General features: G+C 71.1%; 24 protein-coding genes and 2 pseudogenes. 14 read left to right on the top strand and 12 right to left on the bottom strand.

All coding sequences use genetic code 11. The features are described from left to right. The first annotated feature begins 50 nt into the window (after positions 1-50). Positions 51-842: an AraC family transcriptional regulator gene (locus BLV72_RS38510; RefSeq protein WP_093468214.1), complete on the top strand. Its 792-nt coding sequence runs from the start codon at positions 51-53 to the stop codon at positions 840-842. A 38-nt stretch (positions 843-880) separates the two neighbouring features. Here the strand turns inward: BLV72_RS38510 and BLV72_RS49020 are convergent, their stop codons facing one another. Both BLV72_RS49020 and BLV72_RS38500 read right to left on the bottom strand, forming a co-directional pair. Beyond that, positions 881-1,033, bottom strand: coding sequence for a hypothetical protein (locus tag BLV72_RS49020; RefSeq protein ID WP_208905862.1), 153 nt, complete (start codon positions 1,031-1,033; stop codon positions 881-883). Between the two features lie 127 nt (positions 1,034-1,160). After that, entirely contained in the window at positions 1,161-1,991 is an 831-nt protein-coding gene (locus BLV72_RS38500; RefSeq protein ID WP_093468212.1) for an oxidoreductase, read from the bottom strand. A gap of 84 nt (positions 1,992-2,075) precedes the next feature. Here BLV72_RS38500 and BLV72_RS38495 point away from each other — a divergent pair, with 84 nt between their 5' ends. Then, entirely contained in the window at positions 2,076-2,603 is a 528-nt protein-coding gene (locus BLV72_RS38495) for a TetR/AcrR family transcriptional regulator (RefSeq protein ID WP_244321229.1), read from the top strand. 45 nt (positions 2,604-2,648) lie between these two features. Here BLV72_RS38495 and BLV72_RS38490 read toward each other — a convergent pair whose 3' ends face one another. Continuing rightward, positions 2,649-3,323, bottom strand: coding sequence for a GntR family transcriptional regulator (locus BLV72_RS38490; RefSeq protein WP_093468209.1), 675 nt, complete (start codon positions 3,321-3,323; stop codon positions 2,649-2,651). 69 nt (positions 3,324-3,392) lie between these two features. On the opposite strand from BLV72_RS38490, the gene BLV72_RS38485 reads away from it, so the two are divergent. Beyond that, on the top strand, positions 3,393-3,815 hold the full coding sequence (locus BLV72_RS38485) for a VOC family protein (RefSeq protein ID WP_093468208.1): 423 nt from the start codon (positions 3,393-3,395) through the stop codon (positions 3,813-3,815). After that, positions 3,812-4,573: an SDR family NAD(P)-dependent oxidoreductase gene (locus BLV72_RS38480; protein ID WP_093468206.1), complete on the top strand. Its 762-nt coding sequence runs from the start codon at positions 3,812-3,814 to the stop codon at positions 4,571-4,573. The genes BLV72_RS38485 and BLV72_RS38480 overlap by 4 nt, the downstream gene beginning before the upstream one ends. Before the next feature lie 13 nt (positions 4,574-4,586). Here the strand turns inward: BLV72_RS38480 and BLV72_RS38475 are convergent, their stop codons facing one another. Next, positions 4,587-5,042: an anthrone oxygenase family protein gene (locus tag BLV72_RS38475; protein ID WP_093468205.1), complete on the bottom strand. Its 456-nt coding sequence runs from the start codon at positions 5,040-5,042 to the stop codon at positions 4,587-4,589. Between the two features lie 104 nt (positions 5,043-5,146). On the opposite strand from BLV72_RS38475, the gene BLV72_RS38470 reads away from it, so the two are divergent. Beyond that, entirely contained in the window at positions 5,147-5,722 is a 576-nt protein-coding gene (locus BLV72_RS38470; RefSeq protein ID WP_093468203.1) for a TetR/AcrR family transcriptional regulator, read from the top strand. A gap of 145 nt (positions 5,723-5,867) precedes the next feature. Here the strand turns inward: BLV72_RS38470 and BLV72_RS51655 are convergent, their stop codons facing one another. Next, the gene (locus BLV72_RS51655; protein WP_342030704.1) at positions 5,868-6,026 is read right to left on the bottom strand and encodes a cytosine permease; all 159 of its coding nucleotides are present in this window, start codon (positions 6,024-6,026) and stop codon (positions 5,868-5,870) included. A 351-nt stretch (positions 6,027-6,377) separates the two neighbouring features. Continuing rightward, a complete protein-coding gene (locus BLV72_RS38465) occupies positions 6,378-6,998 on the bottom strand; it encodes a TetR/AcrR family transcriptional regulator (RefSeq protein ID WP_093468202.1) in 621 nt (206 codons plus the stop codon). A gap of 211 nt (positions 6,999-7,209) precedes the next feature. On the opposite strand from BLV72_RS38465, the gene BLV72_RS38460 reads away from it, so the two are divergent. Further along, complete coding sequence (locus BLV72_RS38460; protein WP_093470795.1) at positions 7,210-7,500, top strand: muconolactone Delta-isomerase family protein; 291 nt, start codon at positions 7,210-7,212, stop codon at positions 7,498-7,500. 115 nt (positions 7,501-7,615) lie between these two features. After that, positions 7,616-9,067, top strand: a complete 1,452-nt coding sequence (locus BLV72_RS38455) for an amidase (RefSeq protein WP_093468200.1) — start codon at positions 7,616-7,618, stop codon at positions 9,065-9,067. A gap of 105 nt (positions 9,068-9,172) precedes the next feature. Here BLV72_RS38455 and BLV72_RS38450 read toward each other — a convergent pair whose 3' ends face one another. The 4 genes from BLV72_RS38450 to BLV72_RS38435 form a co-directional block, all read right to left on the bottom strand. After that, positions 9,173-10,654 (bottom strand): MerR family transcriptional regulator, encoded by a 1,482-nt coding sequence (locus tag BLV72_RS38450; protein WP_093468199.1) that lies wholly within the window; start codon positions 10,652-10,654, stop codon positions 9,173-9,175. Beyond that, positions 10,648-11,442 (bottom strand): HEAT repeat domain-containing protein, encoded by a 795-nt coding sequence (locus tag BLV72_RS38445; RefSeq protein WP_425288478.1) that lies wholly within the window; start codon positions 11,440-11,442, stop codon positions 10,648-10,650. The genes BLV72_RS38450 and BLV72_RS38445 overlap by 7 nt, the downstream gene beginning before the upstream one ends. A 93-nt stretch (positions 11,443-11,535) precedes the next feature. Beyond that, a complete protein-coding gene (locus BLV72_RS38440) occupies positions 11,536-14,937 on the bottom strand; it encodes a CARDB domain-containing protein (protein ID WP_093468197.1) in 3,402 nt (1,133 codons plus the stop codon). A 343-nt stretch (positions 14,938-15,280) separates the two neighbouring features. Continuing rightward, positions 15,281-15,742: a pyridoxamine 5'-phosphate oxidase family protein gene (locus BLV72_RS38435; RefSeq protein ID WP_093468195.1), complete on the bottom strand. Its 462-nt coding sequence runs from the start codon at positions 15,740-15,742 to the stop codon at positions 15,281-15,283. Positions 15,743-15,891: 149 nt separating this feature from the next. Here BLV72_RS38435 and BLV72_RS50595 point away from each other — a divergent pair. Then, a pseudogene (locus BLV72_RS50595) lies at positions 15,892-16,128 on the top strand (isocitrate lyase/phosphoenolpyruvate mutase family protein); the annotation flags it as partial. Positions 16,129-16,280: 152 nt separating this feature from the next. Here the strand turns inward: BLV72_RS50595 and BLV72_RS38425 are convergent. Beyond that, positions 16,281-17,145 (bottom strand): annotated as a pseudogene (locus tag BLV72_RS38425) (AraC family transcriptional regulator). A 19-nt stretch (positions 17,146-17,164) separates the two neighbouring features. Further along, the gene (locus BLV72_RS38420; protein WP_244321228.1) at positions 17,165-17,995 is read right to left on the bottom strand and encodes an alpha/beta fold hydrolase; all 831 of its coding nucleotides are present in this window, start codon (positions 17,993-17,995) and stop codon (positions 17,165-17,167) included. 413 nt (positions 17,996-18,408) lie between these two features. Here BLV72_RS38420 and BLV72_RS38410 point away from each other — a divergent pair, with 413 nt between their 5' ends. From BLV72_RS38410 to BLV72_RS38385, 6 genes are all read left to right on the top strand, one after another. Then, positions 18,409-19,323, top strand: a complete 915-nt coding sequence (locus BLV72_RS38410) for a LysR family transcriptional regulator (protein ID WP_093468191.1) — start codon at positions 18,409-18,411, stop codon at positions 19,321-19,323. Positions 19,324-19,563: 240 nt separating this feature from the next. Beyond that, a complete protein-coding gene (locus BLV72_RS38405; RefSeq protein WP_093468189.1) occupies positions 19,564-20,571 on the top strand; it encodes an Lrp/AsnC family transcriptional regulator in 1,008 nt (335 codons plus the stop codon). A 91-nt stretch (positions 20,572-20,662) separates the two neighbouring features. After that, positions 20,663-21,619 (top strand): polysaccharide deacetylase family protein, encoded by a 957-nt coding sequence (locus tag BLV72_RS38400; protein WP_093468188.1) that lies wholly within the window; start codon positions 20,663-20,665, stop codon positions 21,617-21,619. Further along, on the top strand, positions 21,616-22,944 hold the full coding sequence (locus BLV72_RS38395) for an MFS transporter (protein WP_093468186.1): 1,329 nt from the start codon (positions 21,616-21,618) through the stop codon (positions 22,942-22,944). The genes BLV72_RS38400 and BLV72_RS38395 overlap by 4 nt, the downstream gene beginning before the upstream one ends. Next, entirely contained in the window at positions 22,944-23,867 is a 924-nt protein-coding gene (locus BLV72_RS38390) for an SDR family NAD(P)-dependent oxidoreductase (RefSeq protein WP_093468185.1), read from the top strand. The genes BLV72_RS38395 and BLV72_RS38390 overlap by 1 nt, the downstream gene beginning before the upstream one ends. Next, complete coding sequence (locus BLV72_RS38385; protein ID WP_093468183.1) at positions 23,864-26,086, top strand: M20/M25/M40 family metallo-hydrolase; 2,223 nt, start codon at positions 23,864-23,866, stop codon at positions 26,084-26,086. The genes BLV72_RS38390 and BLV72_RS38385 overlap by 4 nt, the downstream gene beginning before the upstream one ends. Positions 26,087-26,279: the final 193 nt, after the last annotated feature.

The raw sequence follows: 26,279 nt of genomic DNA, 5'->3' as shown, positions 1-26,279 counted from the left end.
GTTCCTACGCGCAGCAGACAGGGACGGACGGTCCCGCGTAGCCTCGCGATATGCGCAACATCCGGGTCGCGGAGGTGGACGACCTCGATCGTGCCGTGCTGGCCATCGGCACCGATTACCCCCAGGACCATCTGCTCGTCTGGCATGAGCACCGCCGCGCCCAGGTGCTGTACGCGGCCACCGGTGTGATGCGGGTCGAGACGGCGGACGGCAGCTGGACGATACCCACCGCCCGCGCCGTGCTGATCCCGTCCATGACCGGGCATCAGGTCACGATGACGGGCATCAGCACCCGCAGCCTCTACATCGAGCCCGCCGCCGTTCCGTGGTTTCCCGCCCGGTGTCAGGCCGTCGATGTCTCCGTGCTGCTGCGGGCGCTGATCCTGGAGGCCGTCGAGATGGAGCCGCGCTACCCGGAGCACAGCCGTGACGCGGCGGTGGCGGCCCTCATCCTCCACGAGCTCAAGAACCTCACCCCGCTGCCGCTCGATGTGCCGCTGCCCTCCGATCGGCGGCTGCGCGGCCTGTGCGAGGCGTTCCTGCGGAAGCCGGACATCCATGACCCGCCCGCCCGGTGGTGCGCTGCCCTCAACATCAGCGAACGCACCCTCGCCCGCCTGTTCCAGCGCGGCACCGGTCTGAGCTTCTCGCAGTGGCGGCAGCGCGCCTGCGTCCTGCACTCCCTTCAGCATCTCGCCGCGGGCCTGCCCGTCACCCGCATCGCGGCCCAGCTCGGCTACGACAACCCCGCCGCCTACACGGCCGCGTTCAAGAAGCTCCTCGGCCAACCGCCCACGGCGTACCGGAGCCCCGACGCCACGGGCCTCGGCGACCGAAGCTGACGCGACCGGGGCTGACGCCCGGCGAGACCCCGGGCGCGTCAGCCGGACTGGACATCGCCCGGCTGGACATCGGCGGACTGGACATCGGCGGAACTACCGAGGCTGACGAAGGCGACGATGCCCTGGTATGCCTCGTACGCCTTCTTGCCGGCTTCATACACCGCCAGTGCGGTGACGATGGGCGTGGCCATATCCGGTGTTCCCCCCTCGGCCGGTGGCCCCCGCGGGCACGCCTGAGCCAAGTGGACCACCGGACAAGGACATATATGGTGGAAATATCCTTGAGCGCCCCCTGCGCGGGGGCCAGCGCCGGTCGGGCTACACCTGGGCGAGGATGCCTCCATCGACGCGGAACTGCGATCCGGTGAGCCAGCGCGCCCGCTCCGACACCAGGAACGCGACCAACTCGGCGGCGTCCTCAGGGGTTCCGGGGTGGTTCATCGGCACGTTCAGCCGCTCCGCGAGGCCGCGCTGCGCCTCCTGCAGCGAAACTCCCTGGCTGTCGGCGATCTTCTGATGGTGCGCGACCGCCCCCGGGGTGGCGATGAAGCCCGGCAGAACGCACACCACCCGCACCCCGGCCGGGCCGACCTCGGCCGCGAGCGAGCGGCTGTAGCTGTTCAGCGCGGCCTTGGCCGCCGCGTAGGCGGCCTGGCCCGGCTGCGGCAGATGGCTCGCGATGGACGAGACATGCACCACGACCCCCGAGCCGCGCTCCACCATGCCCGGGACCAGTTCCTGGTCCAGCCGGACCGCGGACAGCAGATTGCTCTCGAGGTCCGCCTGCCAGGTTGCCGGTGGCCGGGTCAGCGTGTCCTCCGGGGCGCTGCCGGCGCCGGCGTTGTCGACAAGGATGTCCACACCTCCGGCGGCCTCGCGCACCCGCTCCGCCAACTGCCGCGCTCCGTCGGGGTCCGCGAGGTCCGCGGTGAAGAACCGCGCGGGCAGCGAGCCCTCGGACGGCGCCGTTCTGGCTGCCGCGAACACGGTCGCGCCCGCCGCGGCGAGTCGCCGCACGATCGCCGCGCCGAGCCCGCGGCTCCCGCCCGTGACCAGCGCACGCCGCCCCGCAAGCCCTTCGTCGAGGATCGGCAAGGACCCGTCGATCCCGCTCCCACCAGCGGGTAGGTTGCTCTCTGTACCGTTCATGCGCTCAGAATACCTGACTTACCAGTAAGGCAGTTTCCTATGCCGGAGCAAGCCGATCGAAGGCGTACCGACACCCGTCGGCGCGTGCGGGCCATCGCGCTGAAAATGTTCACCGAGCAGGGCTACGAGCTGACCTCGTTGACCCAGGTCGCCCAGCAGGCGGGGGTCACCAGGCAGGCCGTCCTGCACCACTTCGCGAACAAGGAGGAGTTGCTCACCAGTTCCTACGAAGAACTGCTCCCGGCGCTCGACGCCGTCATCGAGTCCGCACGCGCCCACCCGCCGTCCGCCGCGACCCGTATGCGAGCCGTTGAGGAGTTCGACGCCCTGGTCCGTGGCGAGCACGGTGCCTCGCTGGTGTGCGCCCAGGTCAACGAGCACGCTCTACGGGGCCTGGCCGCCGCGCGCACTCTCCAGCAGCGACTGGGCGACCTCACCCGCGCACTGGCCACCGGCGAAGGGCCCGAGGGCATGATGCGCGGACGGCTGGCCCTGTCCGCTGTGATCATGGCCGCGGCACGCGGACGCGAACTGGGCGGCCGACAGGCGGAGCGCCACACAGCGGCGCTCGCGGTGGCCCGCTCACTGATCGCACCCGAGACCGGGTCCTAGAAAGAGTCCCCCCGCCGCCGCCCGGCGGAGCACGGTCCGGGTCGTTCAGGGGCGCAGTCCGGTGAGGAGACTGCGGCGGGCCGAGTCGACATGTTCTTCAGCGCGCCGGGCCAGGGTCTCGCGGTCGCCGGAGCGCAGGAGCCTCACCAGTTCATGGTGTTCGTCCACCACCCGGGCACGGTAGTGCTCGTAGCCGAGGGCGATACGGCGGAGCTGGAACAGATAGATCTGGGAGCGTACGGCGTGCCATGCCGCGCCGAGTCTGCGGTTGTTCGAGGCCGCGTAGATCAGGTCGTGGAAGGCGATGTCGAGGGCGAGCAGCCGCGTGCCGGACGCCTCGCCGTCGATCTCCTCCGCCATCGCCCGGACCAGGGTGTCCAACTCGGTCAGCTGATCGGCGGTCGCGTTGCCCTGCGCGCTCGTCGCCGCGAGGCGGTCGAGTGCGGCGCGCACGGCGTAGACCTCCTCGACGTCCTGCTCGGTGACGTCGATGACGGTGGTGCCACGGTGCCAGGCGCTCCGGACCAGCCCTTCGCGTTCGAGGAAGGCGAGTCCTTCGCGCACCGATCCGCGGCTGACCCCCAATGAGGCGGCGAGTTCGACCTCGCGCAGCGGCGATCCGGGCGGGAAGTGGCCGGCGAAGATCGCCTCGCGAATGAGGTCGGCGGCCTCTTGTGCCAGTCCGCGGCGGCCGGCTTTGGGGAGCGGTGCGATGGTCATGTCGAATGTTGACATTGGGATGTGCGGTGCTGCAAGGTCTGAAGCCATCCGAGCCGAGGGAGCCGCTCCATGTCAGTGCGTCCTGCCGTGCATCTGGCCATACCCGTGGATGATCTGGATGCCGCACGCCGGTTCTACGGAGGCGTCCTCGGGCTTGCCGAGGGGCGTTCGACCGGCCAATGGGTCGATTGGGATCTGCACGGCCATCAACTGGTGACCCATGTGGTCCCCGGCGGCCCCGTGTCCACCGGGACCAGCTCGGTCGACGGGCAGGAGGTGCCGATTCCGCACTTCGGGCTGCTGCTGTCGACCGGCGACTTCCACGCGCTCGCCGACCGGCTCCGTGCGGCGGGCACCGACTTCGTCATCGAGCCCTGCCTTCGCTTCCGGGACGAGCCGGCGGAGCAGTGGACGATGTTCCTGCACGATCCGGCCGGCAACGCGCTGGAGTTCAAGGCGTTCCGTGACGAGTCGAAGGTGTTCGCGCGATGAGGCGGGTGCTGGTCACAGGGGCGTCGCGGGGCATCGGCCGTGCCGTGGCCCACGCCTTCGCCGAGCGCGGCGACCGCGTGGGGGTGCACTACGCGACCGGCCTCGCGGACGCCGAGGACACCTTGCGGGGCTTGCCCGGCTCCGGCCATGGTCTGCTCGGCGGCGATCTCGGTGAGCCACAAGCGGCGCAGAACGTCGTCGAGCAGGCCGTGCGGACGCTGGGCGGGGTCGATGTGCTGGTCAACAACGCCGCCATCGCGCCGTCCACCGACAACCGGCACTCCGTGGCCGACGTGTCCTACGCGGACTGGCAGCGGATCTGGCACCGCATGATCGACGTCAATCTGCTCGGTGCGGCGAACATGACCTACTGCGTCGCCCGGCATCTCATCGACCGCGGCGCGACCGGAAGCATCGTCAACGTCGGTTCCCGCGGCGCCTTCCGGGGCGAGCCCGACTTCCCGGCGTACGGCGCGAGCAAGGCCGCGCTGCACGCGTTCGGGCAGTCGATGGCCGTCACGCTGGCGCCGCACGGGATCGCGGTGGCGTCCGTGGCCCCCGGGTTCGTCGCGACCGAACGGCAGGCCGCCAAGATGGCCGGTCCCGCCGGGGACGAGCTACGGGGCCAGAGCCCGTTCGGGCGGGTCGGGACGCCCGAGGAGGTCGCCGCCGCCGTGCTGTACCTGGCCTCACCGGAGGCCGCGTGGTCCTCCGGAGCCGTGCTCGACCTCAACGGCGCGTCCTACCTCCGGACCTGAGACAGCCCCTTGGTCATCCGGCCCGGACGAGGGCGACGGCGAGCAGCGTGAAGGCGAGCACGATCACGCCCACGCGAACGCAGTGAAACCGGTCCCACCGTCCCACCTGCTGCTTCCAGTCCGCGGGCACGCCCTCGCGCGACCAGGTCGCGACGCGCGAATTGATCGGCACGAGCAGGAGGATCGACATCACCACGCTCAGCACGAGCAGGAGCGCGCCCGCGGTGACGAACGACGCGCCCGCGTCACCCCACGTCACCGCGGCCCACACCGCGCCGAGGACGACCGAGCCGATGTACCAGAACGGCATGACCCTGCCCAGGACGCGCGCCCCGTCGCTGCGAGCGTCGAGTCCGCCGTCGTTCGGGAGCCGGTCGAGGATCGGGTTGACGAACGCCGCGACCGCGAACTCCACGCCCACCATCACCCCGACCACGACGACCGTGACAACTGCCAGTACGTCCCGCATGTCCCCTCCAAGGTTTTCCCAGCCCTGACTCCTAGCACCGCTAGAATCCGATGCGACGATAGACCTGTCGACGCACTATTGTCTAGCGATGCTAGGATCGGGTCATGTCGGTACACGAACGCAAGGCACGTGAGCGGGCCGACCGCCATAAACTGATCGTCTCAACGGCCCGCGAACTCGCCGGGACCCACGGCTGGGAGGCCGTCACCACGCGCCGGCTCGCCGAGCGGATCGAGTACAGCCAGCCCGTGCTCTACAGCCACTTCCGGAGCAGGAACGAGATCGTGGGAGCGGTCGCGCTGGAGGGATTCGCCGAGCTGACGGCCGCGCTGCGCGCCGCGGTGCCGGAGGGGCCGGTCGACCGGGAGGCGGTGACCGCGCTGGCCCACGCCTACACCGACTTCGCCGAGCGCAACCACGCCTTGTACGACGCGATGTTCAGCCTCGACAACGGCCTGCCCTTCGCCGACGAGGCCACGCCCGCCCCCCTGCGCGAGGGGTACCAGGCCCTGCTGGACCCTCTCCAGGACCACGCGGGCTCTGATGCACCGGGGTTGTTCGTCGAGACGTTCTGGGCCGCGCTGCACGGACTGGTCACCCTCACCCGTGCCGGACGTATGCCCGCCGACCAAGTCCGCCAGCGCCTCGACCTCCTGATCGACCGCTTCATCCCCCGCTGAGGCCCGCGGGACGCCGCCCGCCGCCCACGCCACGGAGGCGAAGCGCGACCGATCAGCTCGGCTCGCGTAGGTCAGGCCCGCCTCGCCCAGTGGTGACCGGGGGCGACATAGGCCCGCACCGGGACGTCGGTCAGCAGGCGCCAGGTCAGCGTCGCGACGAACGGTGCGATGACCTCGGTGATGGTGCGATCGCCTGTCCGGCGACGAGGCTGCCCTCGACGGCGAAGCCGAGGTACATCAGCACCACCATGACCGAGGGCAGCAGCGCGCCGTAGAAGCCGAACTGGGCGCGGCTCTGCACCATCTGCGGCAGGCCCAGTTGGGTCCCTGGGCGGAGTGGTAGGCCATGAACAGCGCACCGACCAGGTTTCCCACCAGGATGCTGATGATCGACCAGGTCAGGCCGGGTCCCGTCCGTCAACAGCAGCGTCTACGTCGGCCCGCTGGTGCGGCCCCTCGGCGGCGCCGACCTGTCCTGGCTCATCGGGCTCGCCGTGGGCGCGGTGGGGTACTACGCCGCACCAAGCTGTTCTCCGACCGACGGCCCCGGCCGGTCGCGCCGCAACGGGAGCACGCCACGCTCGCCGGTACCGATCCGGCGCCTGTCGACCAGCGCTGACCAGGCGCCCGCGGGCCTCGGTCACGCCCGCACCGCTCAGGAGCGGACGGCCGCCATGCCCGTCTGGCGTGCGGAAAGCAGCGCCAGGCAGTTCTCCCACAGGGCTTCGAGGTGCTGGGTGTTGTTGTAGAGCTTGGCGAACAGCACCTGGCCCTCGAGCTGGGCGACGACCGACCGGGCGGCGTCACGGGTGTCGCCGACGGTGACCTCCCCGCGCTCCCGGGCTTCGGCGATGACCGTATCGACCATCTCCACCTGGGCGTCGAAGATCTGCTGAAGGCGTGCGCGGATGGGCTCGGTCTGATTGCTCAGTTCCAGGGTGAGGTTGCCGAACATGCACCCGGAGACCGTTCCACAGCTCTGCTGGCCCGCGCGCAGACCGGCCTGTGTCTGCTCGAACAGCCGGCGCAGCCGCGCGAGCGGCTCCGCGTCGTCCTCCAGGGCCCGGGCCCAGTCGCCGCGCTGCGTGTGCCAGTGCTCGTCGAGGACGGCCAGGGCAAGAGCTTCCTTCGACTCGAAGAAGTAGTAGAAGCTGCCCTTGGGGACGTCGGCCGCCTTGCAGATCTCGGCGACGCCCAGCGCCGAGTAGCCCCGCAGTTCGATGAGCGAGTGCGCGGCGTCGAGGATCTTCTCCTTCGCATCACTGGTGCGTCCCATGGCGGCAAGTGTACGACCGATCGTCTATACCGAGGATGCGCAGCCCCCGGGGGCCCCGCCGGGTGCCCGGGGCCGGCCTGTCCCCCGTGGATCCATGCTGGTGGTTGCCGATAGACGACCGGTCCACTAATCTGGGCCGACCGGTCGCCGGCGAGACGGTTCCGATCGACCGCACCGCGATCCCCTGCCTCACACGGAGAGGAACATGATCATGAAGGAGTTCCTGGTCGAGCTCACCACCACCGTGCCCGAGGGCACCGACCCCGCCGAGGTCAGCCGGCGCCGCGCGGACGAGTCCGTCCGGGCGAAGGAGCTCGCCTCCGCCGGCCACCTGGTCCGGCTGTGGCGCCCGGTGGGCGAGCTCCGCAGCATCGGTGTGTGGCGCGCCGACAGCGAGGCGGATCTGCGCGCGAAGGTGCTGGGGACCCTGCCCCTGTGGCCCTGGATGACCGCGATGGTCACGGCCGTACAGCCGCATCCCAACGACCCGGGGCAGCGCTAGCGCCACCGGGCGAATTCTCCCTGTCGGCAGGGCACTTGATGCGTATTCAGGCATCCATCCCGTTGCGCTGAGCGGTGTTTCGTGGCCTGTTCCTCAGGCCGTTACGGTCGGATTTATGGAGTGGAATTTTCAGACGGCCGAAAACCTCGCGGCCGCTTTGCGTGCCGGTGAAGTGACCTCGGCGGAACTGACCGACCAGGCGATCGCCCGTATCGAACGGGACGACGAGGCCATCAACGCGATCTGTGTGCCGGACTTCGACCGCGCGCGGGCCGCAGCGCGCGGTGCCGACGAGGCCCGCGCCCGTGGTGAGGACCGGCCGCTGCTCGGCATTCCGGTGACGGTCAAGGAGTCCTACAACGTCGCCGGGCTGCCCACGACCTGGGGCATGCCGCCACACCGGGACTTCATGCCCGCCGAGGACGCGGTGCAGGTGTCGCGGCTCAAGGCCGCCGGCGCGGTGGTGCTCGGCAAGACCAATGTGCCCTTGGGGCTGCAAGACATCCAGAGCTTCAACGAGATCTACGGCACCACCAACAACCCGTGGGACCACGGCCGCACGTCGGGTGGGTCCTCCGGCGGATCGGCGGCGGCCCTGGCGTGCGGATTCGGCGCGCTGTCCATCGGTTCCGACCTCGCCGGTTCGTTGCGTACCCCCGCGCATTTCTGCGGTGTCTACGCACATAAGCCGACACTCGGGCTGGCGGCCAACCGCGGTATGGTCCCGCCGTCCGAACCGGCCTTGCCGGTCGACCTCGACCTCGCCGTCGTCGGTCCGATGGCGCGCACCGCCCGCGACCTCACGCTTCTGCTCGATGTCATGGCCGGACCGGATCCGTTGACGCTCGGCGTGGCGCACGACGTGAGGTTGCCGCCCGCGCGCCACGAACGGCTCCGCGACTTCCGGGTCCTGGTCCTCGACGAACATCCGCTCATTCCCACCGGGGCGGCGGTGCGGGCGGGCGTGAACCGAGTCGCCGACGCGCTGGTCGAGGGCGGCGCCCACGTCGAACGGCGCAGTCCGCTGCTACCCGATCTGGCCGAGGCCGGGACGCTCTACAGCCAGTTGCTGGTTTCGGGCTCCGTCGCACGTTTTCCCGTCGAATCGTACGATCGGCTGCGGGCCCGCGCCGCCGGACTGGGCGCGGACGACCAGAGTCTCGACGCGGCACGGCTGCGCGCCATGGTGTTCAGCCACCGCGACTGGCTCCAGGCGATCAACCGCCGCGAACTGCACCGCCACGGCTGGCGCCAACTGTTCGCCGAGTTCGATGCCGTGGTGTGCCCGATCACGCCCACTCCCGCGTTCCCGCACGACCACGACCCCAATCCGCTGGAACGCCGGATCGACATCGACGGCGTCGAGTACCCGTACTTCGACCAGCTCGTCTGGGCCGGTCTGGCCACCATGCCCGGCCTGCCCGCCACCGCCATACCAGCGGGCCCATCCTCCGAGGGTCTGCCGGTGGGAGTGCAGCTCATCGGCCCGATGTTCGAGGACCGCACCCCGCTGCGGCTGGCCGAGCTGCTCGAGCGGCAGATCGGTGGCTTCCAGGCACCCAAGTAGGGCGTACCATCGGGCGTCCCCACTCCGCACCAGGGCAATCTGTGGGGGATAGCCGGCTCACGGCCAGGCGATCCGGCTACCCCCGTACACAGGTGACCGAGCTTGTCAGCCACCCACTCGTAGGTGCCGTCGTTCGGCCAGTTCCTCCGGGCTGACGACGGTCAGAACCGGGGTACCGGGAGGCGCGAACATGGTCACCACCAGCTGCGACTGCGCGTCCGCGAGGTTGTTGGCACCCTGGTAGTGGATCACGTCTCCGCCGGGCTCGAACAGGGCGTCACCGGCCTTGAGCACCCGGGGCGCCTCCCCTTCCAGCTCGAAGAGGATCTCGCCCTCGGTCACATAGCCATACAGCGGTCCCGGGTGCCGGTGCGGCGGCGCGCCGGGGTCACCGGGCGCCAGGGTGACCCGGACGGTCCTGGCCTCGGCGCCGGCCGGGATCCGGTCCGCCGCCCCCGGCAGGGTCGTGATCACCTCAACGCCATGTGGCAGGTGTGCGTGCTCAGCACTCATGGGTTCCTCCAAACAGGGTCTGTCCCTAGTAAGGACAAGACGGCCTCCCTGTTTGTGACAGCCCCGCCTCCGCTCTTCGAGAAGCCCGACGAAGGACGAGGCGACGAGGGCGACCGCGCGGTCGTCGTCGTGGGCCAGTTGGCGCAGGACCTCCCGCACGGGGGTTCCCGACAGCTCGACCAGCGCCTGGGCCAGGCGGATCCGCGTCGCGGAGTCCGCGGTGGGGACGGCGAGTTCGTCGGCCAGTGCGTTCGTGATCCGGTCCGCGCACCCGGGGTCCTGGGACAGCGTTCCCAGGACCTCCGCCGCGTCGACGTCGTTGGAGCCCTCGACCACCATGCCGACGAGGGTCGGCACGGCCGCGGTCACGCCACGTCTGCCCAACGCCAGAGCGGCCTGCCTGCGCACCATCGGGTCCCGGTCCCCGAGCGCGTCCGCGAGCAGCGCGGTCGCCCCCGGGGCCTCGGGCAGTTCGGCGATCGCCAGTACCGCGCGCCGCCGGATGTCGACGTCCTCCGAGTGCACACCGGCGGCCAGCGTCGCCACGCCGTCGCCGCCGGATCGGGCGAGGGCCCAGCGCAGGGCGCCCGCGACGTTGGTGTCGGATTCGGCCAGGACCGCCCCGGCCAGCAGTTCGGCGGGAACCGACACATCCCCCGGCCGGGCCAGGATCGCCTGCTGCCTGCGCGCGGCGCTGGTCGAGTTGAGCCCCTGCATGAGTTCGACGATGCGCAGGACGTCCTGCCAGCCGGTGGGCGCCGACGCGTCGATCGCGCGGAGCCGCTCGAGCAGTTCCGCTTCCCGCGCCAAGCGGTCTTCCGTCCATTGGATGAGGTCGCCGACCAGGGCGGACGGGGTGAAGGCCGGGTCGTCCAGCGCGCGCCCGATCTGCTTGAGCGAGAGCCCGAGGGACCGCAGGCTCTCCACGTGGAAGATCCTGCGGACGTCCTCGGCGGAGTACTCGCGGTAGCCGCCGACGGTGCGACCGGTCGGGCGCACCAGCCCGAGGGCGTCGTAGTGCCGGAGCATCCGGGCGCTCACGCCCGAGTGACGGGCCACCTCGCCGATCAGCAATCCGCGATCTCCGCAGCCTTCGCGGTCTCCGCGGTCTGGGCGGTCTGGGCGGTCTGGGCGACTCCCGGCGCTGCCGCGGCGGCAGCAGCCTCCGCGGCAGCGGCTCCTTCCGGGCCGAGTGTGACGACCCGCTTCGCCTCGTCGATGGCCGCGTCGAATCCGGTCTCCGGGTTCTGCCGGAGCAGCTCGGTGGCACGGGCGTGCGTGGCCACCTCCGGGTCGGGGTTGGCCGCGGCCCGCTCCAGGGCGGGCTCGGTCACCTCGCCGAGGTCGACCAGGGCCCGGCTCAGACTCAGCCGCACATCGCGGTCGCCGCGGCCGAGCTGCGTGACCAGTTCCTCGGCCAGGCCCTCCTGCTCGTCCTCGGGTACGAGGACGACCGCGACGCGCCACGCGGTCCGCGCGACCTCGTCATCGGCGTCGTGCAGCAGGTCGCGTGTGATCCAGGCCCACGCGCCCTTGTCGCCGATCTTGGAGAGCGTGTGCAACGCCTGGCCGCGGGCCTGAGTGCGCTCGGAGTCGAGTTCCTGGCGGATCCGGGGCAGGGTGATCTCCGGCGGGAGCCGGGTCAGCGCCCAGGACAGCATGTCCCGTACGAAGAAGTCCGGCTCGATCGCGCACCGCTCGACGAGCGGCTCCAGGAAGCCGGGGTCGGGGTTCGAGCCGACCGCCAGGGCCGCCTGCAGCCGGACCGAGGAGTCCTCGGCGCTCAGGGCGTTGGCCACGCGGGTGTTCTGCCGGGTTCCGATGGTTGTGTTGATCGGGGCCACCTCCTGCACCCAGGGCACACGTTATCACCGTGTCAAGGTCAAGCCCGTGACCGGCGGATCAGAAGATCCGCTGGTCACGGGCCGAAACCGGTGAGCCCTGGGGAACAGCGCTCAGTCGCGCGACGCGGATGCGGAGGACCGGTTCGCGGAGCCGTTGATCACGAACTGCGAGCCGGGCTCCTTCACCACGTCGCCCTCGGCCGAGTTGGTGATCGTCACGTTCGTCAGCGTGGCGCTGCCGCGCGCCCCGCTCATCGCGAGGATCCCGGACCCGTTGGTGGACTTGTCGATGGTGACGTTCTCGATCCGGACGCCGGGCATCGTGCCGCCGCCCGTCTTGAACTGGATGCCGTCGTAGGTGGAGTCATGGATGTCGGTGTCGCGGATCGTGACCCCCGGGATGTCCTGTCCCTGGGCGAACAGGGTGATCGCGCCGAACTCCTGCGCCTCGCCCCAGAACGCGCCGCCCGTGCGGTACAGGCCGTTGTTGGCGATGAGCGTCTGGCCCGAGAAGGGCAGCGGGTCGTGGTCCGTGGCCAGCATGATCCCCGGGTAGTTCATGGTGTCGGAGATCAGGTTGTTCTCGATCGTGTTGCCGTAGCCGCCGTAGACCGCGATGCCGTTGGCCCGCCAGGGCAGCTGGATCGTGTTGTTGCGGAAGTGGTTGTCGTGGCCGATGTCCGTCGAGGTGTCCTTCACGTACTTGTTGGCCCAGACGGCGAGGGAGTCGTCGCCGGTGTTGCGGAAGGAGGAGTTGTAGACGGTCGAATTGCGGGTGCCATTGGTGAAGTTGACGCCGTCGGCATAGGTGTTGCGGATCCGTACGCCGCTGAATTCGAGGCCGTCACCGGGCCCCCACAGCTCGGGGATGTTGGAGTAGTCGCGGCCGACCCAGGCGCCGACGTTGGCGTGTTCGAGCCATACGTTGGTGATCTTGGTGTTCTTGCCGAAGCGGCCATTGAGCCCGACACCGCCCTCGGCGCCGCCGTCGCCACCGCGGATGGTGCCGGAGCCGAAGATGGCGATATCGGAGATCTTGGTGTTGTCGTCGATGTCGAAGCCGAAGTTGCCCTCGTGGGGGTGGTTGATGCCCCCCGCTTCCTGGGGCGGGATGAGCGAGTAGAGCTGGGAGTGCCACATCCCGGCGCCGCGGATGGTGACGTCCCGGATGCCCATCTGGTTGTACTGGCCGTGGTTCTGCGGGTCGTCGGTCAGGATCTTCTTCTCCTGGCGCCACTGGCCCGCGGGGATCCACACGCAGGGGATCTGGCCCTCCTGGTCCGCCGTGACGGCGCGCTGGATGGCGTCCGCGTCGTCGATGCCGTCGCCCGGCACGGCCCCGTAGTCGGTGATGGAGGCGCAGTCGGCGGGCTTGGTGGCCGGTGCCGCGACCTGCTCCAGGTCGACCAGGTCGATGATGTAGAAGGCCGCGTCGTCACCGGCATCCCGCTGCAGCCGGAACTTCGTACCCACCGGGTAGGAGTCGGTGAGCAGGGCGTGGGACTCGTCGAACAGCCGCCGGGCGTCGCCGCCGGGCCGATTGGTCAGGCCCTCGGGGTCGTCGGTCGTGCCGTAGAGCCAGCTGTGCTTGGAGGACAGGGTGAGTTTGCGGACGAACTTCCCGTCCGCGTAGAGGCTGATGGTGGCCTCCTTGCCGCCACCGGCCGCCGCGTCCGGGATGGAGTTGCGGACGACGATCGAGTTGGACGGGGTGGTGGAGGTGAACTCCACGTACTGACCGGTGCTGTCGAGCCGGACCGATTCGCGCCCGGAGGACTCGGTGGCGAAGTTGGTGTGCCCGAAGGTGCGCTTGGCGTCCGACTTCAGCAGGGTCCCGTCGTATCGGCCGTCCTCCGCCTCGTACTCGGTGTACGGCACGGCGGCGCCGCGTCCGACGACGAGGGAGCGGGCGAAGGTGTTGTTGTCCTCGTTGGTCTCGGCGACGGTGCCGGTGGCGTCGGCCGTCGCGGTGAGTGTCGCTCCCCCACTGGTGGCGGTCCAGTCGCCGCCGATGGCCACGGTGGCGGTGCCACCGGCCGGGATGGCGCCCGCCGTGCCGTTCAGCGTGGTCTCGCCGACGGTGAGCCGGGTGACCGATCCGGCGGGCACCGCGCTCGTACCCCTGTTGTGCACGGCGACGGTGAAGGTGACCTTGGCGCCGACGGCCGGGCTGGAGGGGTTGGTGGTGATGCCGGTGACCTCCAGGTCCGGCCCGGGGGCCTGGCCGACGACCAGCTTCGTGGCGGCGTTGCGACTGTTGTTGGTGTTGTCGAGCTCGGCGACCGTGTCGGTCGGATCGACGACGGCGGAGACGGTGTAGCTGCCCATGGGCCGCTTGCCGACCTTGACCGGCACCTTCACCGACGCGCCCGGCGCGAGCGCGGCGACGGCGCCACTGCCGGCGACCGCGCCCTCGAGGCTGACGTTCACGGTGGTCGCGGGCGCGGCGACCGGCCCGGCGTTGCGGACCGTCGCCTCGACGGTGACCGCGTCCGTCTCGGAGGGCGACTGGGGTGACCAGGAGAGATCGGTGACGGTCAGATCGGGGGCGGGTGCGGCCGAGCCGACGACCTCGAATTCGGCGACCTGTCCCCCGCCGGCGCCGGTGTTGCCGAAGAACTGCAGCCGTACGTCCGCGTACCGGCCCGTGACCGGGATGGTCACCGTGTTCTTGTTCTGCGACGGGTTGAACGTGTAGTCGGCCCGGTCCTTCAGCGAGGTGAAACCGGACTCCCCGACCGGCCGTCCCAGCACCTGAATGCTCTGCGACCGGGTGCTCCAGACGGGGTCGGGGTTCAGCTTGACGACGACGCCGGTCAGATCGGCGTCGGCGCCGAGCTTCGCGGTCAGCGTCGAGGACTGGCCGCTGGCCTCCCAGTAGCTGGAGGTGCTGCCGTCGTTGGCGTTGCTCGCCACGTAGTTCTGGGTGGTCGACGACGCCTCGATCGGCTTGCGCAGGGCCAGGTTGGTGCCCGCGGGCGGGTCCCCGGGGCCCTCTCCACCGGCCTCCCCGCGCACCTCCACCTCGGAGAGCTGGGCGGCGTCCCAGCCCGTGTTGCCGGTCACCTGTACGCGCACGTACCGCGCCTCGGCCGTGACGTCGAGCGCCACGCTGTTGCCGGACGACGGCGAGAAGTCCTTGCGCACGTCGGTGACCACGGTGGTGAAGTTCTGGCCGTCGGCGCTGGCCTGGACCCTCACGCCCTCGGTGCGGGACTCCCACGAGGCGGGGAGCTTCAGCACCACCTCGTCGATGTCCGCCTTGTTCCCGAGGTCGACCTGCACCCACTGCGGGAACGAGCCCGCGGGGCCCTCCCAGTAGGAGGACTGGCTGCCGTCGGTGACATTGCTCGCCGGGTAGGAGCCGTGCGCCCCGCTGGCCGTCACCGGCCTGCCCAGCGCCAGGTTCGCTCCCTCTGCGGCATGGGCTGCCACGGGCAGCAGCCCGACCGTGAGCAGACCCGCCGTCACCAGCCCGGCGGCTAACCGCCGACCGTGATGTCTTTTCCTCATGAGGCCCTCTCGATCCCTTCCCCTGAGCGCCCGCAACCGGCCCCGCCACCCGCCGCCCACAGACGCGCAGGATTTCTCGGGGCAGGGAGCACGCAGGCATGAGGGAGCGGTGCGCCTGGTGGACGATGACGGTGTTCAGCGGGCCCGGACGATGTCGCGGTGAAGAAGCCGAGCCAGCCGCAGTGCGAGAGTTGAGTAATTTCGTCTATCTTTTGCAGTGCCTTGACGACAGATTTCTACTGCCCATCGACTTTGTCAACGGCCTGGAACATCGCAGTACTTGGTGACGGAGCGCTGCAACTGGTCACCGACGCGGTGGGCGTCGCGCCCCCGCAGGAGGCGATCACTCCTGCCACGTCCCGTCGCGCATGATGGCTCTCCCGCGTAGCTCCTGCTCACCGCACCAGGCGAGCACCGTCTTCGGCACCACGCGGACGTACAGAAAGGGCCCCTCCTCCGTGCGAGGGTCCCAGCCGAACTTGGCGGTGAACGCCTCGGCCGCCTCTCCGGGGACCTCCTGATCCGGGAAGCACTCCGCCTCGCCCTGGAGCAGCACCACGTCGAAGGTGTCCGGCAGTGCCAGGCGCACGCGCGGCTCCTCGCGGACGTTCCGCGCCGTCACCGAAGTGGCGCTGGTGCACATCCACACGGCCTGCCCGTCCCACAGGAACCACAGCGGCACCTGGTGGGGTCCGCGCTCAGGATGCCCCGTCGACACCCATACATCCCGCTCGGCGACGAGCCGGTCCAGTGTGTCGCGCCTTCGCTCCGCCGTCCGGCGACGAGCGTTTCCCGTGGTCCGCATGGGAGCCGACGCTAGCCAGCGGGCTCACCGCGCGCATGAGGCGCGGGACCTACTACCAGCGACCGGTGGGCGGGCCGAGACTCGGCACGGTCGACGCCGATGTCAGATTCCTGCCGGAAAGGACCACCCGGCGGTGTTTGGGTGGGCGCATGACCGTCACGCAGCAGGCCAAGGCCCGCCTCTTCCGCTCCCTGCACACCCTCGCCGGGCCCCTCGCGCTCGCCAACGCCTGGGACGTAGCGAGCGCTCGCGTCATCGCATCCGCGGGCGCCCCCGCCATCGCCACCACCAGCGCCGGTGTCCCCTGGTCGCTGGGCTGCCCGGACGGCGACGCGCTCGCCCGCGACCAGGCACTGGAGACGATCTCCCGCATCACCGCCGCGGTCGCGGCCTGGGCTCCGGCGTGGCGCAGGGCGCGTACGCTGCCGCTCGCCGCGCGGCGCGGGAACTCTTCGACACCGGTGACTACGGCTCCCTCGACGACGCGATCCCCTTCCCGGAACTCAACACGCCGCTCTCCGAGCCCCGGTGTGCCGTCTCATAAGGTGGGTTGCGTCCCCGCGATCACCCCAGGCGGCCTCCGGGGTGACGATGAGCCCGGCCACGCCACGTCGTCGATCGCGAGCCACGGCGCGACGGCCACGGCCGTCGGGGTGAGCCCGGTGAACGCCTTGACCTCGCGGTGGAGATGGGACTGGTCGACGTAGCCGCTGGCGGTGGCAACGTCGGCGGCGGCGCGACCCGCCGCGAGAAGGTGGGCCGCATGGTCGAACCGCACCAATCGGGCGGCGCGTTTGGGAGTGATGCCGAGCTGGGACCGGAAGCGGGCCGACAGGCGCTTGCGGCTCCAGCCGACCTCCTCCGCCAGGTGCTCGATCCGCACCCGGCGTCCGCCGCCACGCGTGGGCGACCTCCGGGTCGACCGGTGGGCGCGTACCCAGCCACCGGCCGAGGAGGTCCACCGCGATCGCGAACCGCTCGTCCCACGACGCGGCGGCACGCAGTCTCCCCTCGGCTCGCCCGGCGTCGGGGCCCCAGACCTCATCGAGGGACACCACCGCCCCGCTGAGCTCGGCCGACGGGCCGAGCACCGCGGCCGCCGCGACCGGCTCCAGCCGGATCTGGAGGCACTCGCCCACCCGGCCGCCTGCCCGAAGCTCGCCGGGGTGGAGCCCGACGACGACACTGCCGCGCCCGTGCCGACCGTGTGCGTCGTAGACGAGGCCCTCGTCCTCGCTCAGGTCGAGCAGCAGGGTGACGGACGGGTGCGCGACCATGGCGATGTCCACCGCCGCGGGGACACGTTGGCGGAACCCGGCCATGCTGACCCCCGGCAGCCGAGCGGACGGGCGCGGGACCGCGACGTCCACCGCTGCCCAGTCGAATGGTGTCCCGGCCGACATCACGCGACCAGTCTAGGTCTCAGGGCGTCACGGGCGGGGTGTCAACGCCCGTTGCCGCGAAGCCCAGCAGCAGGGTGCCGGTCGCCTCGGGCTCCTCGTACATGGGCACGTGTCCGACCCCGGGCAGCAGCTCGATACGCGCGTTCGGCACCACGTCGTACTGGTGCGCCGACGAGGGCTCCCAGCGGGGGTCGGCGGCGCCGAAGACCACCAGTACGGGGACGTCGAGAGCGGCGAGACGCTCGGGCAGGCTTCGCTCGGCGATGTACGCGGAGTTTTGGCGCAGCACGGTCCTGAGCGTGGGATAGGTGATCCTCCGTATGTCGGCGACCACGTCGTCCGGCACCTCCACCGGGCGAGCGCACGTCGCGCTGATCCCCCTGCGGATCGTCGCGTCCGAACGCCTCGGCCACAGGAGCGGGCCGAGGGGCGGGGCCAACAGCACCCGGAAGAGGAGCGGCTGCGGCAGGAGGGCGTCGAGACGCGGGCCGCTGCTGATCAGCGCGATCGATCTGACCAGATCGGGGCGGTGTTCGGCGAGCGCGGTGACGACGTAGCCACCGCTGGAGTGCCCGGCCACGGCCACGGAACGGACACCCAGGCCATCGAGCAGCGCCGCCACCTGACCCGCCTGCGCGCGCACGTCATAGGACGCCGCGGGCGGCGACTGGCCGCAGCCCGGCAGGTCGACCCGAATGACGTGATGGTGGCGAGCGAGCGCCGGGACCACCGGGCCCCAGAAGCCGCCCGAGGCCCCCGATCCATGGATGAGCAACAGGGGCGGTGCCTGCCGAGGGCCGTCGTGGGCCACATGCATCCCGTGCGAGAGCTCAACGCTGTGTTCACTCATGCGGGGATGGTGCGGCGGCGGCCGGCCGTCGGTCTTGTACATATGTCGTCGGGGCGGTGACGTGGGCCGAGGGGACCGAAGCGACCGAGGGGGTCGACTCCGGTCCAGCTCAGCCGGGTCACCGCCACGGTGAGCGGCATCCAGGCGGTCAGCAGCCCGACGGCGACCGCGGGCGCCCCGGCCCCCCAGTAGAAGAGCAGGTAACGGACCAGACCAGGACGCTTCCCAGCACTCCGCCGGTCAGGGCCGGATGGTCGCCGTGCGGGGTCTGCTCCAGGAGCGCCGGCAGGAGTACGGCGGTTCGTACCGCCCGATCCGAGACTGTCTGCCGCTCCGTCACGTGAGTCAGTGTGCGGCCGGGAAGGGGCGAGGAAAATCAAACGATTCGTGGCCTCACCGTGCAAAATGTTTTCGTGATTGACGCCCGGCTGCGGATCCTCCAGATGGTCGCCGAACATGGCTCGGTGACCGCCGCGGCACGGGCGCTGCACTACACCCCCTCTGCCGTCTCCTACCAGTTGCGCCGGCTCGCCGAGGAGGTCGGAACGGATCTGGTGGTCCAGCAGGGACGCGGCATCCGCCTGACGAACGCGGCCCGCATCCTGCTGCGCCATGCGGAGCGCCTTCAGGAGCAGTGGGAGCTCGCCCGAGCCGAGCTGGCCGCCGCCGGTACCGAGCCCACGGGGCAGGTCACCCTGTGCGGGTTCTCCACCGCCGCCAGCCGTCTACTGCCGCCCGCCGCGGCCGACCTGCGCGATGCCCATCCCCAACTCACGGTGCGGATCATCGAGGCCGAGCCCGACCGCTGCTTCGACCTGCTGCTCTCGGAGGAGGCCGACCTCGCGCTGCTCGTCGTCACCGCCGATTCACCACCCATGACCGACCAGCGCTTCGACCAGCGGCCGCTGCTGGACGACCCGCTGGACCTGGTCGTCCCCCGGGACCACCCGCTGACCCGGCAGCGGCGGGTCACACTGGCCGACGCCGCGCGCGAACCGTGGATCGTGGGCAACCCGGGCACGACCTACCACCAGTTGGTGCTCGCCGCCTGCATGAGCGCGGGCTTCACCCCCGATATCGCGCACCACGCGGACGAGTGGGGCACCGGAACCGCCTTGGTCGCCCACGGCTTCGGCGTCATCCTCGTACCGCGCCTGGCGCAACTGAGCGAGGAATCGCTGGTGGCGCGTCTCCCGCTGCACGGCGAACCGGCCCCGGCCCGCCGCATCATGGCCGTCACCCGCCGCGGAGCCGGCGAGATACCCGTCCTCACCCACGCCGCGCGGACCATCACCGCTGCCGCCACGCGGTTGCTGCCCATGCACTGACTTCCCCGCCCGGGAAGGGGAAGGGAGTACGCCGGTGCGCGCCGCGGCCGGCGAGGGTGAACTTTTTTGGATATCCGCGTGACGTAATCCGTCACGCCGCGCCTCCTCCGTTCCTGCGCGCCAGATCTGCGGGTGTTACCCCTTCGTGATGTCCGGGGTGCCGGATCGCCCGGCTGTGACCAGGAGCGATGCAGGATTCCCTCATTGACGAGCGGAAAAGCGCTCATTAGCGTCCGCCCCATGACCCACCAAGCCCTCGTGGACACCATTGATGACCTGGACCGTTGCGTGATCGCGGCGCTCCAGCTCAACGGTCGTGCCCCGTGGTGCGCGGTGGCCCGTTGGGTGGGTACCAGCGAGACGACCGCCCAGCGGCGCTACAAGGCCCTGCGCGAGCGGGGAGTGCTGCGGGTCGTCGGCACCCTGGAGCTGGACCGCACCCGGGAGGGCTCGTCCATGCTCGTCCGGGTGCAGGCCAAGCCCGGTCGCGGGCTGGACCTCGCGGACCGGCTCGCCGTCAGCCCGGATGTGCGCTTCCTGGCCGTCGTCACCGGTGCCGCCGATCTCATCGTCGACTTCGTTGCCCGTGACAACGAGGAGATGATGCGGATGCTCTTCACCGACCTGCCCGGGGCCGACCTGATCACCAGCACCGAGGCGGTCGCCGTCATCCGTGCGTTCACCTCCGCGTCGATGTGGGACACCGGGCTGCTGCCCGCCGAGGCGGCCGCTGACCTGCGGCCCGCTTCGCTCGCGTCCTCGTGCGACCGCGACGACTGGGACCAGGCGCCAAAAGCGCTGACCGGTCTGGAGCAGGAGGTCGCGGCGGCTCTCAAGGAGGACGGCCGGGCCCAGATCAGCGCCCTGGCTCGGCGCCTGGGCCACACCGAGGCCGGTGTCGCACGGGCCATGGAACGTCTCATATCCCGCGGCATCCTGCAGTTCCGGACGCTGGTCGAACCGGGCCTGCTCGGGTACGACGCGGAGTTCATGGTGTGGCTGTCGATCGAGCCCGACCGGCTCGAAGCCGCGGGGCGGCAGCTCGCGCGGCATCCGGGAACCAAGTTCCTGTGCGCGGCTACCGGGCGTTTCAACCTCGTCGGACACATGGTTCTGCCCCGTCGCACCGATCTGCTCCGCTACACCAGTGAGGTCATCGGGACGCTGCCCGGGCTGATCGCCTCGGATGTGACGTTGCACCTCGCCACCCTCAAGTACTCCTGGCACCGGATGGTCCGCACCGTCTGAGCCCCGGCCGGCCGCCGGGCACACCGCCCGGTGGCCACCCGGCCATACCCTCTTCCGCCCTCTTCCGCTCCGATCCTTGTGGAGATTCACCATGCCCACAGACGACTTCGGCCTGCCCTCGGAGAGCTGGCGCTGGCCCGAACACACCTGGCGCGGCCACATCGACGCGGTCCGCGCCGGGCGGCGGCTGGTCCCGGACCGCTGGCCCGGCGGTGCCCGCGTCGCGGTCGCCCTCTCCTTCGACGCCGACCACGAGACGATCCCGCTGCGCGACGGCGGGACCAGCCCCGGTCTGCTCGCCCAGGGCGAGTACGGAGCCCGCGCCGGCTCCCCGCGGATCCTGGACCTCCTCGCCCGCTACGGCGTCCCCGCGACCTTCTTCATGCCGGCCGTCTCCGCCCTCGTCCACCCCGAGGAGGCCCGCGCCTACACCCGTGACGGGCACGAGCTGGCCGTCCACGGCTGGATCCACGAGCGCAATATGCTGCTGGACCGCGAGGACGAGAAGGACCTCACGGCACGCTCCCTGGACACCCTCACCACGCTGACCGGCCGGCGCCCGGTCGGCATCCGCACCCCGTCCTGGGACTTCTCCGACTCGACCCTCGCCATCATGCTCGAGCTGGGCTTCGCCTACGACTCCTCGCTCATGGCCGACGACGAGCCGTACGAGATCGTCGCCGACGGCCGGCCCACCGGCCTGGTGGAGATCCCCGTCGACTGGATCCGGGACGACGCCCCGTACTTCACCATGGACCGCTACGGGTCCGCCCGCCCGCACAGCCGTCCGCGCGACGTACGGGAGATCTGGACCGACGAGTTCGACGCCGCCTACCGGGACGGCGGCGTCTTCCAGCTCACCCTGCACCCGCACGTCATCGGCCACCGCTCGCGCCTGGTGGCGCTGCGGGAGCTGCTCGACCACATCGCCGCTCACCCCGGCGTCTGGTACGCCACGCACGCCCAGCTCGCCGACACGGCCCGCGACGTGCTGCACGGCCGGACCACAGCCGGCTCCGCCGCCGACACTCCGGAGCACACGCCATGAACACCGGATCCGCCACGCCCACCGGCCCCCTGCGCCAGGACGCCGCCGCCCCCGCCACGACCCGGCTCAGCGGCGCCCAGCGCAAGGCCATCGTCGCCGGCACCATCGGCAACACCGTCGAATGGGTCGACTGGGCCCTGTACTCCATCTTCGCCAAGATCATCGCCGATGAGTTCTTCCCGAAGAGCGACGGCGCGGTGGCCCTGCTGTCCACACTCGCCGTCTTCGCCGTCGGGTTCGTGATGCGCCCGGTCGGTGCCGCCGTCCTCGGCGCCTACGCCGACCGCCACGGCCGCAAGAAGGGCATGACCCTCACGGTCGGCCTGATGGCGGCCGCCGGCTTCGTCATCGCGATCACCCCCTCCTACGAGACCATCGGCATCGTCTCGCCGCTGCTCCTGCTGGTCGCCCGGCTGGTGCAGGGCTTCTCCGCCGGTGGCGAGTTCGGCTCGTCCTCCGCGTTCCTCGTCGAGTCGGCGGCCCGTGGCAGGCGCGCGTTCGCCGGATCCTGGCAGCAGGTGTCGGTCGCCGGCGGGGTGCTCGTCGCCTCCCTCCTGGGCACCCTCGCCACCTCGGCACTGAGCGAGGACGCCCTGCACTCCTGGGGCTGGCGTGTGGCGTTCATCCTCGGCGGCCTCCTGGGGCTGGTCGGCCTGTGGCTGCGGGTCTCGGTGGCGGACACCGACTCCTTCACCCAGGTGCGGGGCTCCGGCCGCACCCGCACCAATCCCGTCAAGGCGATGTTCGTGGAGCACCCCGGGGCCGCCCTGCGCGTCGCCGGCATCACGGTGGCGGGCACTCTCACCTACTACATCTGGGTCAACTACCTTCCCACGTACGCGAATCTGACCACCGGCATCCCGCTGAAGACCGCGCTGCTGTCCCAGACGCTGTGTCTGGTCGTCTTCGTCATCGCGTTGCCGCTCGTGGGCGTGGTCTCGGACCGGCTGGGACGCAAGCCGACCATGGCGGGGTTCGCCGGTGGCTTCGTCGTCCTGGCCTGGCCCCTGCTGCACCTGCTGAGCAACAGCTTCCTCAGCCTGTTCCTGGTGCAGCTCGTCGGCATGCTGCTGATCCTCGGCTACTCCGCCAACTGCGCCGTCATCATGGCCGAGCAGTTCCCACCGGAGGTGCGCGCCACCGGTATCGCCCTGCCGTACGCCCTGGCCGTCGCGCTCTTCGGCGGCACCGCGCCCTACTTGACGACGTGGATGCACGAGAGCGGCCACAGCGACCTGCTGTGGATCTACGTATCGGCGGCCTCACTGATCTCCTTCGTGGTCTACCTCACGATGCCGGAGACCAAGGACAAGGAGTTCAGCTGATGACCCACGTCCTCGTCACCGGCGCCGCGGGCGGCATCGGCGGGGCGATCGCCGAGGAGTTCGCCGCCCGGGGCGCGTTCCTCACCCTCGTCGACCGCGACCTGGCCGCGCTCCAGCGGACCGGGGCGCGGGTGGGAACCCGTACCGCGGCACGGGCCGCGGACCTGACCGACTCCGACGCGCCCACCGCCGTCGTCGAGGCGGCCTGGGCGGAGCACGGCCCCCTCGACGTCCTCGTCAACGCGGCCGGCGTCTACCCCTCCCTCGACATGGCCGAGGTGGACGCGATGGCCTGGGACCGGCTGTTCGCCGTCAACCTGCGCGCCCCGGTCCTGGCCACCGCCGCCTTCGCCCGGCTCGCCATCCGCCATGGACGGCCCGGTGCGGTCGTCAACATCTCCTCCGGCTCCGCGCTGCGCGCCCGCCCCGGCGGGGGCCCGTACGCGAGCTCGAAGGCCGCTCTGGAGATGGCCACCCGCGCCGCCGCGCTGGAACTGGGCCCGCACGGCATCCGCGTCAACGCGGTCAGCCCCGGTTTCATCCCGGTGGACAGCGACTGCAACCCCGTCTCCGCCCAGTACGCCGAGGCCATCGGCGCCAACCCACTGGGCCGCCCGGGAACGCCACAGGACATCGCCCGGGCGGTGCGCTGGCTCACCGGCCCCGACGCCTCCTGGATCACCGGCGAGGTGGTGCGGGTGGACGGCGGATCCAGCACGGGCGCCCTCCACCTGCCCCGGATCTGGCAGCCAGACGACACCCGCGCCACCCCGCCCGCCCCGGTGCCGGCGGCCACCGCGGCCGCGACCACCGCGACCACGACCGCGACCACCGCGACCACGACCACGAGCGCCGCGACCACCGCGACCACGACCGCGACCGCCGCGACCACGACCACGGAAGAAGGACGAACCACCCGATGAAGGACGCCCAGCCGGTCAGGCCCGGATACACCGTCGTCGGCGCGGGAGCGATCGGCGGCACCCTCGCCTTCGCCCTCGCGCGGGCCGGCCACCCGGTCACCGTCGTGGACACCGACCGCACGCATGTGGACGCCATCCGCACCCGCGGACTCGTCGTCGCCCGCGGCGGCATCCGCGAGAGCGTGCCGGTCGCCGCCACGACCCCGGACGAGTTCACCGGCACCCTTCATCGCGTCCTGCTGGCCGTGAAGGCGCAGGCCACCGGCACCGCGCTGGACTGGATCGCGCCCCGGCTGGCCCCGGACGGCTACGTCGTCTCCCTGCAGAACGGATTCAACGAGTCCCTGATCGCCGAGCGCCTGGGGGCCGCCCGCACCGTCGCGGCCTTCGTGAACATCTTCGCCGACGTCATCGAACCGGGCGTCGTCCTGGACGGCGGCGCCGGAGCCCTCGTCATCGGCGAGCCCGGCGGCGGGCCCGTCAGCCCGAGGGTCCGGGATCTGGTGGCCCATCTGCGGAGCTGGGGCCCGGCCGTGGCCAGCGACAACGTCGAGGGATATCTGTGGGCCAAGGCCGGGTTCGGCGCCATGCTCGCCGCCACCGCCCTCGCGGACGCCCCCATGGCCGACCTCATCGACCGGCACCGCCCCGCCATGGCCGCGCTCACCGGCGAGATCTTCGCCGTATCCGACCGCCTCGGCGTCACCCTGGAAGCGTTCGACGCCTTCGAGCCGCACCCCTTCCGGCAAGGGACGGATCCAGCCACCCAAGACGCCGCCTTCGACCGTCTCACCGCATGGCTGCGCACCCAGACGAAGGACCGCAGCGGTATCTGGCGCGACCTCGCGGTGCGCCACCGGCCCGTGGAAGCCCCCACCCACTACACCGACGTCTTCGACCACGCGGCGCGCGAAGGTCTGCCCACGCCCTTGCTGCACACGGTCGTGACCGGCCTGCGCCAACTGGAGGGCGCCGCGCAGAACATGTCGGAGTCACGGCTGGACGAACTGGACCGCCTGGCGCAGCCCCCCGCACCCTCGGTCCCGCTCGACGCCGAACAGGCCGACGCGGTGCGGCAGTGGCTCGACGCCCACCGCGAGGACATGGTCGCCGACCTCGCCGCCTACACCTCCCAGGGCAGCGCCAGCGACGACCTGGACGCCCTGAAGAGCTGCCTCGGCTGGCTGCGCGACTGGCTCGACCGGCGCCTGGGCGCACCGGACGCCGAGGAGACCCTCGCGCGCGAGGAGGCCGGAGACATCCTCGTCCGCCGCTACTCCGCCCGGAACACCACCACCCAGGACCACCGCCCCGTCCTGCTCCTCGGGCACTACGACACCGTCTGGCCGACCGGCACGCTCGACACCTGGCCCTTCCGGCGGGACGGCGACCACATCACCGGCCCCGGCGTCTTCGACATGAAGGCCGGCCTGGTCCAGGCGGTCTGGGCACTGCGCGCCCTGGACGCCCTCGATCTGCCCCGCCCGGCCTGCACCGTGATGCTCAACGGCGACGAGGAGACCGGCAGTCTCGCCTCCCGCGACGCCATCGTCGAGGAGGCACGCGACAGCCGGCTGGCCATGGTCTTCGAGGCCGCCGCCGACGGCGCGATCAAGACAGCCCGCAAGGGCGTCGGACTCTTCACCGTCACGGTCACCGGCGTCGAGGCCCACGCCGGTCTGGACCCCACGGCCGGAGCCAGCGCCGTGGACGAACTCGCCCACCAGATCCTGCGGCTGACGGACCTGCGCGCCCCCGACGCGGGCACCTCGCTGAACGTGGGCGTGGTGGAGGGAGGCACCCGCAGCAACGTCACGGCCGGGCACGCCGTCGGCCGCATCGACATCCGCGTCGCCACCGCCGCCGAACAAAAACGCCTCGGAGACGCCCTGGCCGCTGTGCGTCCCGTCGACCCACGGACCCGCGTGGAGGTCACCGGTGGCTGGAACCGCCCGGTGTTCGAACGCACGGAAGGGGTCGCCGCACTCGCCGGCCTGGCACGCCGGTGCGCCGCACTGCTCGGACACGACCTGCCCGAGGCGTCGGTCGGCGGAGCCAGCGACGGCAACTTCGTGGTGGCCCGGGGCACTCCGGTCCTGGACGGTATCGGCGCGGTGGGCTCGGGCGCACACGCCCGCTCGGAGAACACCTCGGTGCGGGGCATGGTCACCCGCGCGGCGCTGGCCGCCACCGTGCTGGCGGCACTGGCAAGGGAGTGACCCCCTGCCCCGCGCGACCCGGTGGGACATCGAACCGCGTGCCTTACAATTCCCCGGCCACTGGCGAAAAATGAGCGGTCGGCACATGGGCCGCAGGGGCGAGGAAGAATCGCGATGGCATCGGGGGGATGGGGTCTGCCGAACGACCCCGGACAGGGAGGAAACCGCTGGGGGCCTCCGCCGTCACCCGGTC

Source organism: Streptomyces melanosporofaciens (assembly GCF_900105695.1).
Classification (GTDB): Bacteria; Actinomycetota; Actinomycetes; order Streptomycetales; family Streptomycetaceae; genus Streptomyces; species Streptomyces antimycoticus.
The sequence above is the reverse complement of the archived record's forward strand: the minus strand, read 5'-3'. Positions and strand labels throughout refer to the sequence as shown.

Bases quoted from the DNA above. Each gene is read 5' to 3' on its own strand.
- BLV72_RS38385 (WP_093468183.1), top strand. From the start codon at position 23,864: ATGAAGGACGCCCAGCCGGTCAGGCCCGGATACACCGTCGTCGGCGCG.
- BLV72_RS38405 (WP_093468189.1), top strand. From the start codon at position 19,564: ATGACCCACCAAGCCCTCGTGGACACCATTGATGACCTGGACCGTTGC.
- BLV72_RS38440 (WP_093468197.1), bottom strand. From the start codon at position 14,937: ATGAGGAAAAGACATCACGGTCGGCGGTTAGCCGCCGGGCTGGTGACG.
- BLV72_RS38400 (WP_093468188.1), top strand. From the start codon at position 20,663: ATGCCCACAGACGACTTCGGCCTGCCCTCGGAGAGCTGGCGCTGGCCC.
- BLV72_RS38455 (WP_093468200.1), top strand. From the start codon at position 7,616: ATGGAGTGGAATTTTCAGACGGCCGAAAACCTCGCGGCCGCTTTGCGT.
- BLV72_RS38490 (WP_093468209.1), bottom strand. From the start codon at position 3,323: ATGACCATCGCACCGCTCCCCAAAGCCGGCCGCCGCGGACTGGCACAA.
- BLV72_RS38465 (WP_093468202.1), bottom strand. From the start codon at position 6,998: ATGGGACGCACCAGTGATGCGAAGGAGAAGATCCTCGACGCCGCGCAC.
- BLV72_RS38480 (WP_093468206.1), top strand. From the start codon at position 3,812: ATGAGGCGGGTGCTGGTCACAGGGGCGTCGCGGGGCATCGGCCGTGCC.
- BLV72_RS38420 (WP_244321228.1), bottom strand. From the start codon at position 17,995: ATGAGTGAACACAGCGTTGAGCTCTCGCACGGGATGCATGTGGCCCAC.
- BLV72_RS38500 (WP_093468212.1), bottom strand. From the start codon at position 1,991: ATGAACGGTACAGAGAGCAACCTACCCGCTGGTGGGAGCGGGATCGAC.
- BLV72_RS49020 (WP_208905862.1), bottom strand. From the start codon at position 1,033: ATGGCCACGCCCATCGTCACCGCACTGGCGGTGTATGAAGCCGGCAAG.
- BLV72_RS38475 (WP_093468205.1), bottom strand. From the start codon at position 5,042: ATGCGGGACGTACTGGCAGTTGTCACGGTCGTCGTGGTCGGGGTGATG.
- BLV72_RS38460 (WP_093470795.1), top strand. From the start codon at position 7,210: ATGAAGGAGTTCCTGGTCGAGCTCACCACCACCGTGCCCGAGGGCACC.
- BLV72_RS38390 (WP_093468185.1), top strand. From the start codon at position 22,944: ATGACCCACGTCCTCGTCACCGGCGCCGCGGGCGGCATCGGCGGGGCG.
- BLV72_RS38395 (WP_093468186.1), top strand. From the start codon at position 21,616: ATGAACACCGGATCCGCCACGCCCACCGGCCCCCTGCGCCAGGACGCC.
- BLV72_RS51655 (WP_342030704.1), bottom strand. From the start codon at position 6,026: ATGGTGCAGAGCCGCGCCCAGTTCGGCTTCTACGGCGCGCTGCTGCCC.
- BLV72_RS38485 (WP_093468208.1), top strand. From the start codon at position 3,393: ATGTCAGTGCGTCCTGCCGTGCATCTGGCCATACCCGTGGATGATCTG.
- BLV72_RS38510 (WP_093468214.1), top strand. From the start codon at position 51: ATGCGCAACATCCGGGTCGCGGAGGTGGACGACCTCGATCGTGCCGTG.
- BLV72_RS38435 (WP_093468195.1), bottom strand. From the start codon at position 15,742: ATGCGGACCACGGGAAACGCTCGTCGCCGGACGGCGGAGCGAAGGCGC.
- BLV72_RS38470 (WP_093468203.1), top strand. From the start codon at position 5,147: ATGTCGGTACACGAACGCAAGGCACGTGAGCGGGCCGACCGCCATAAA.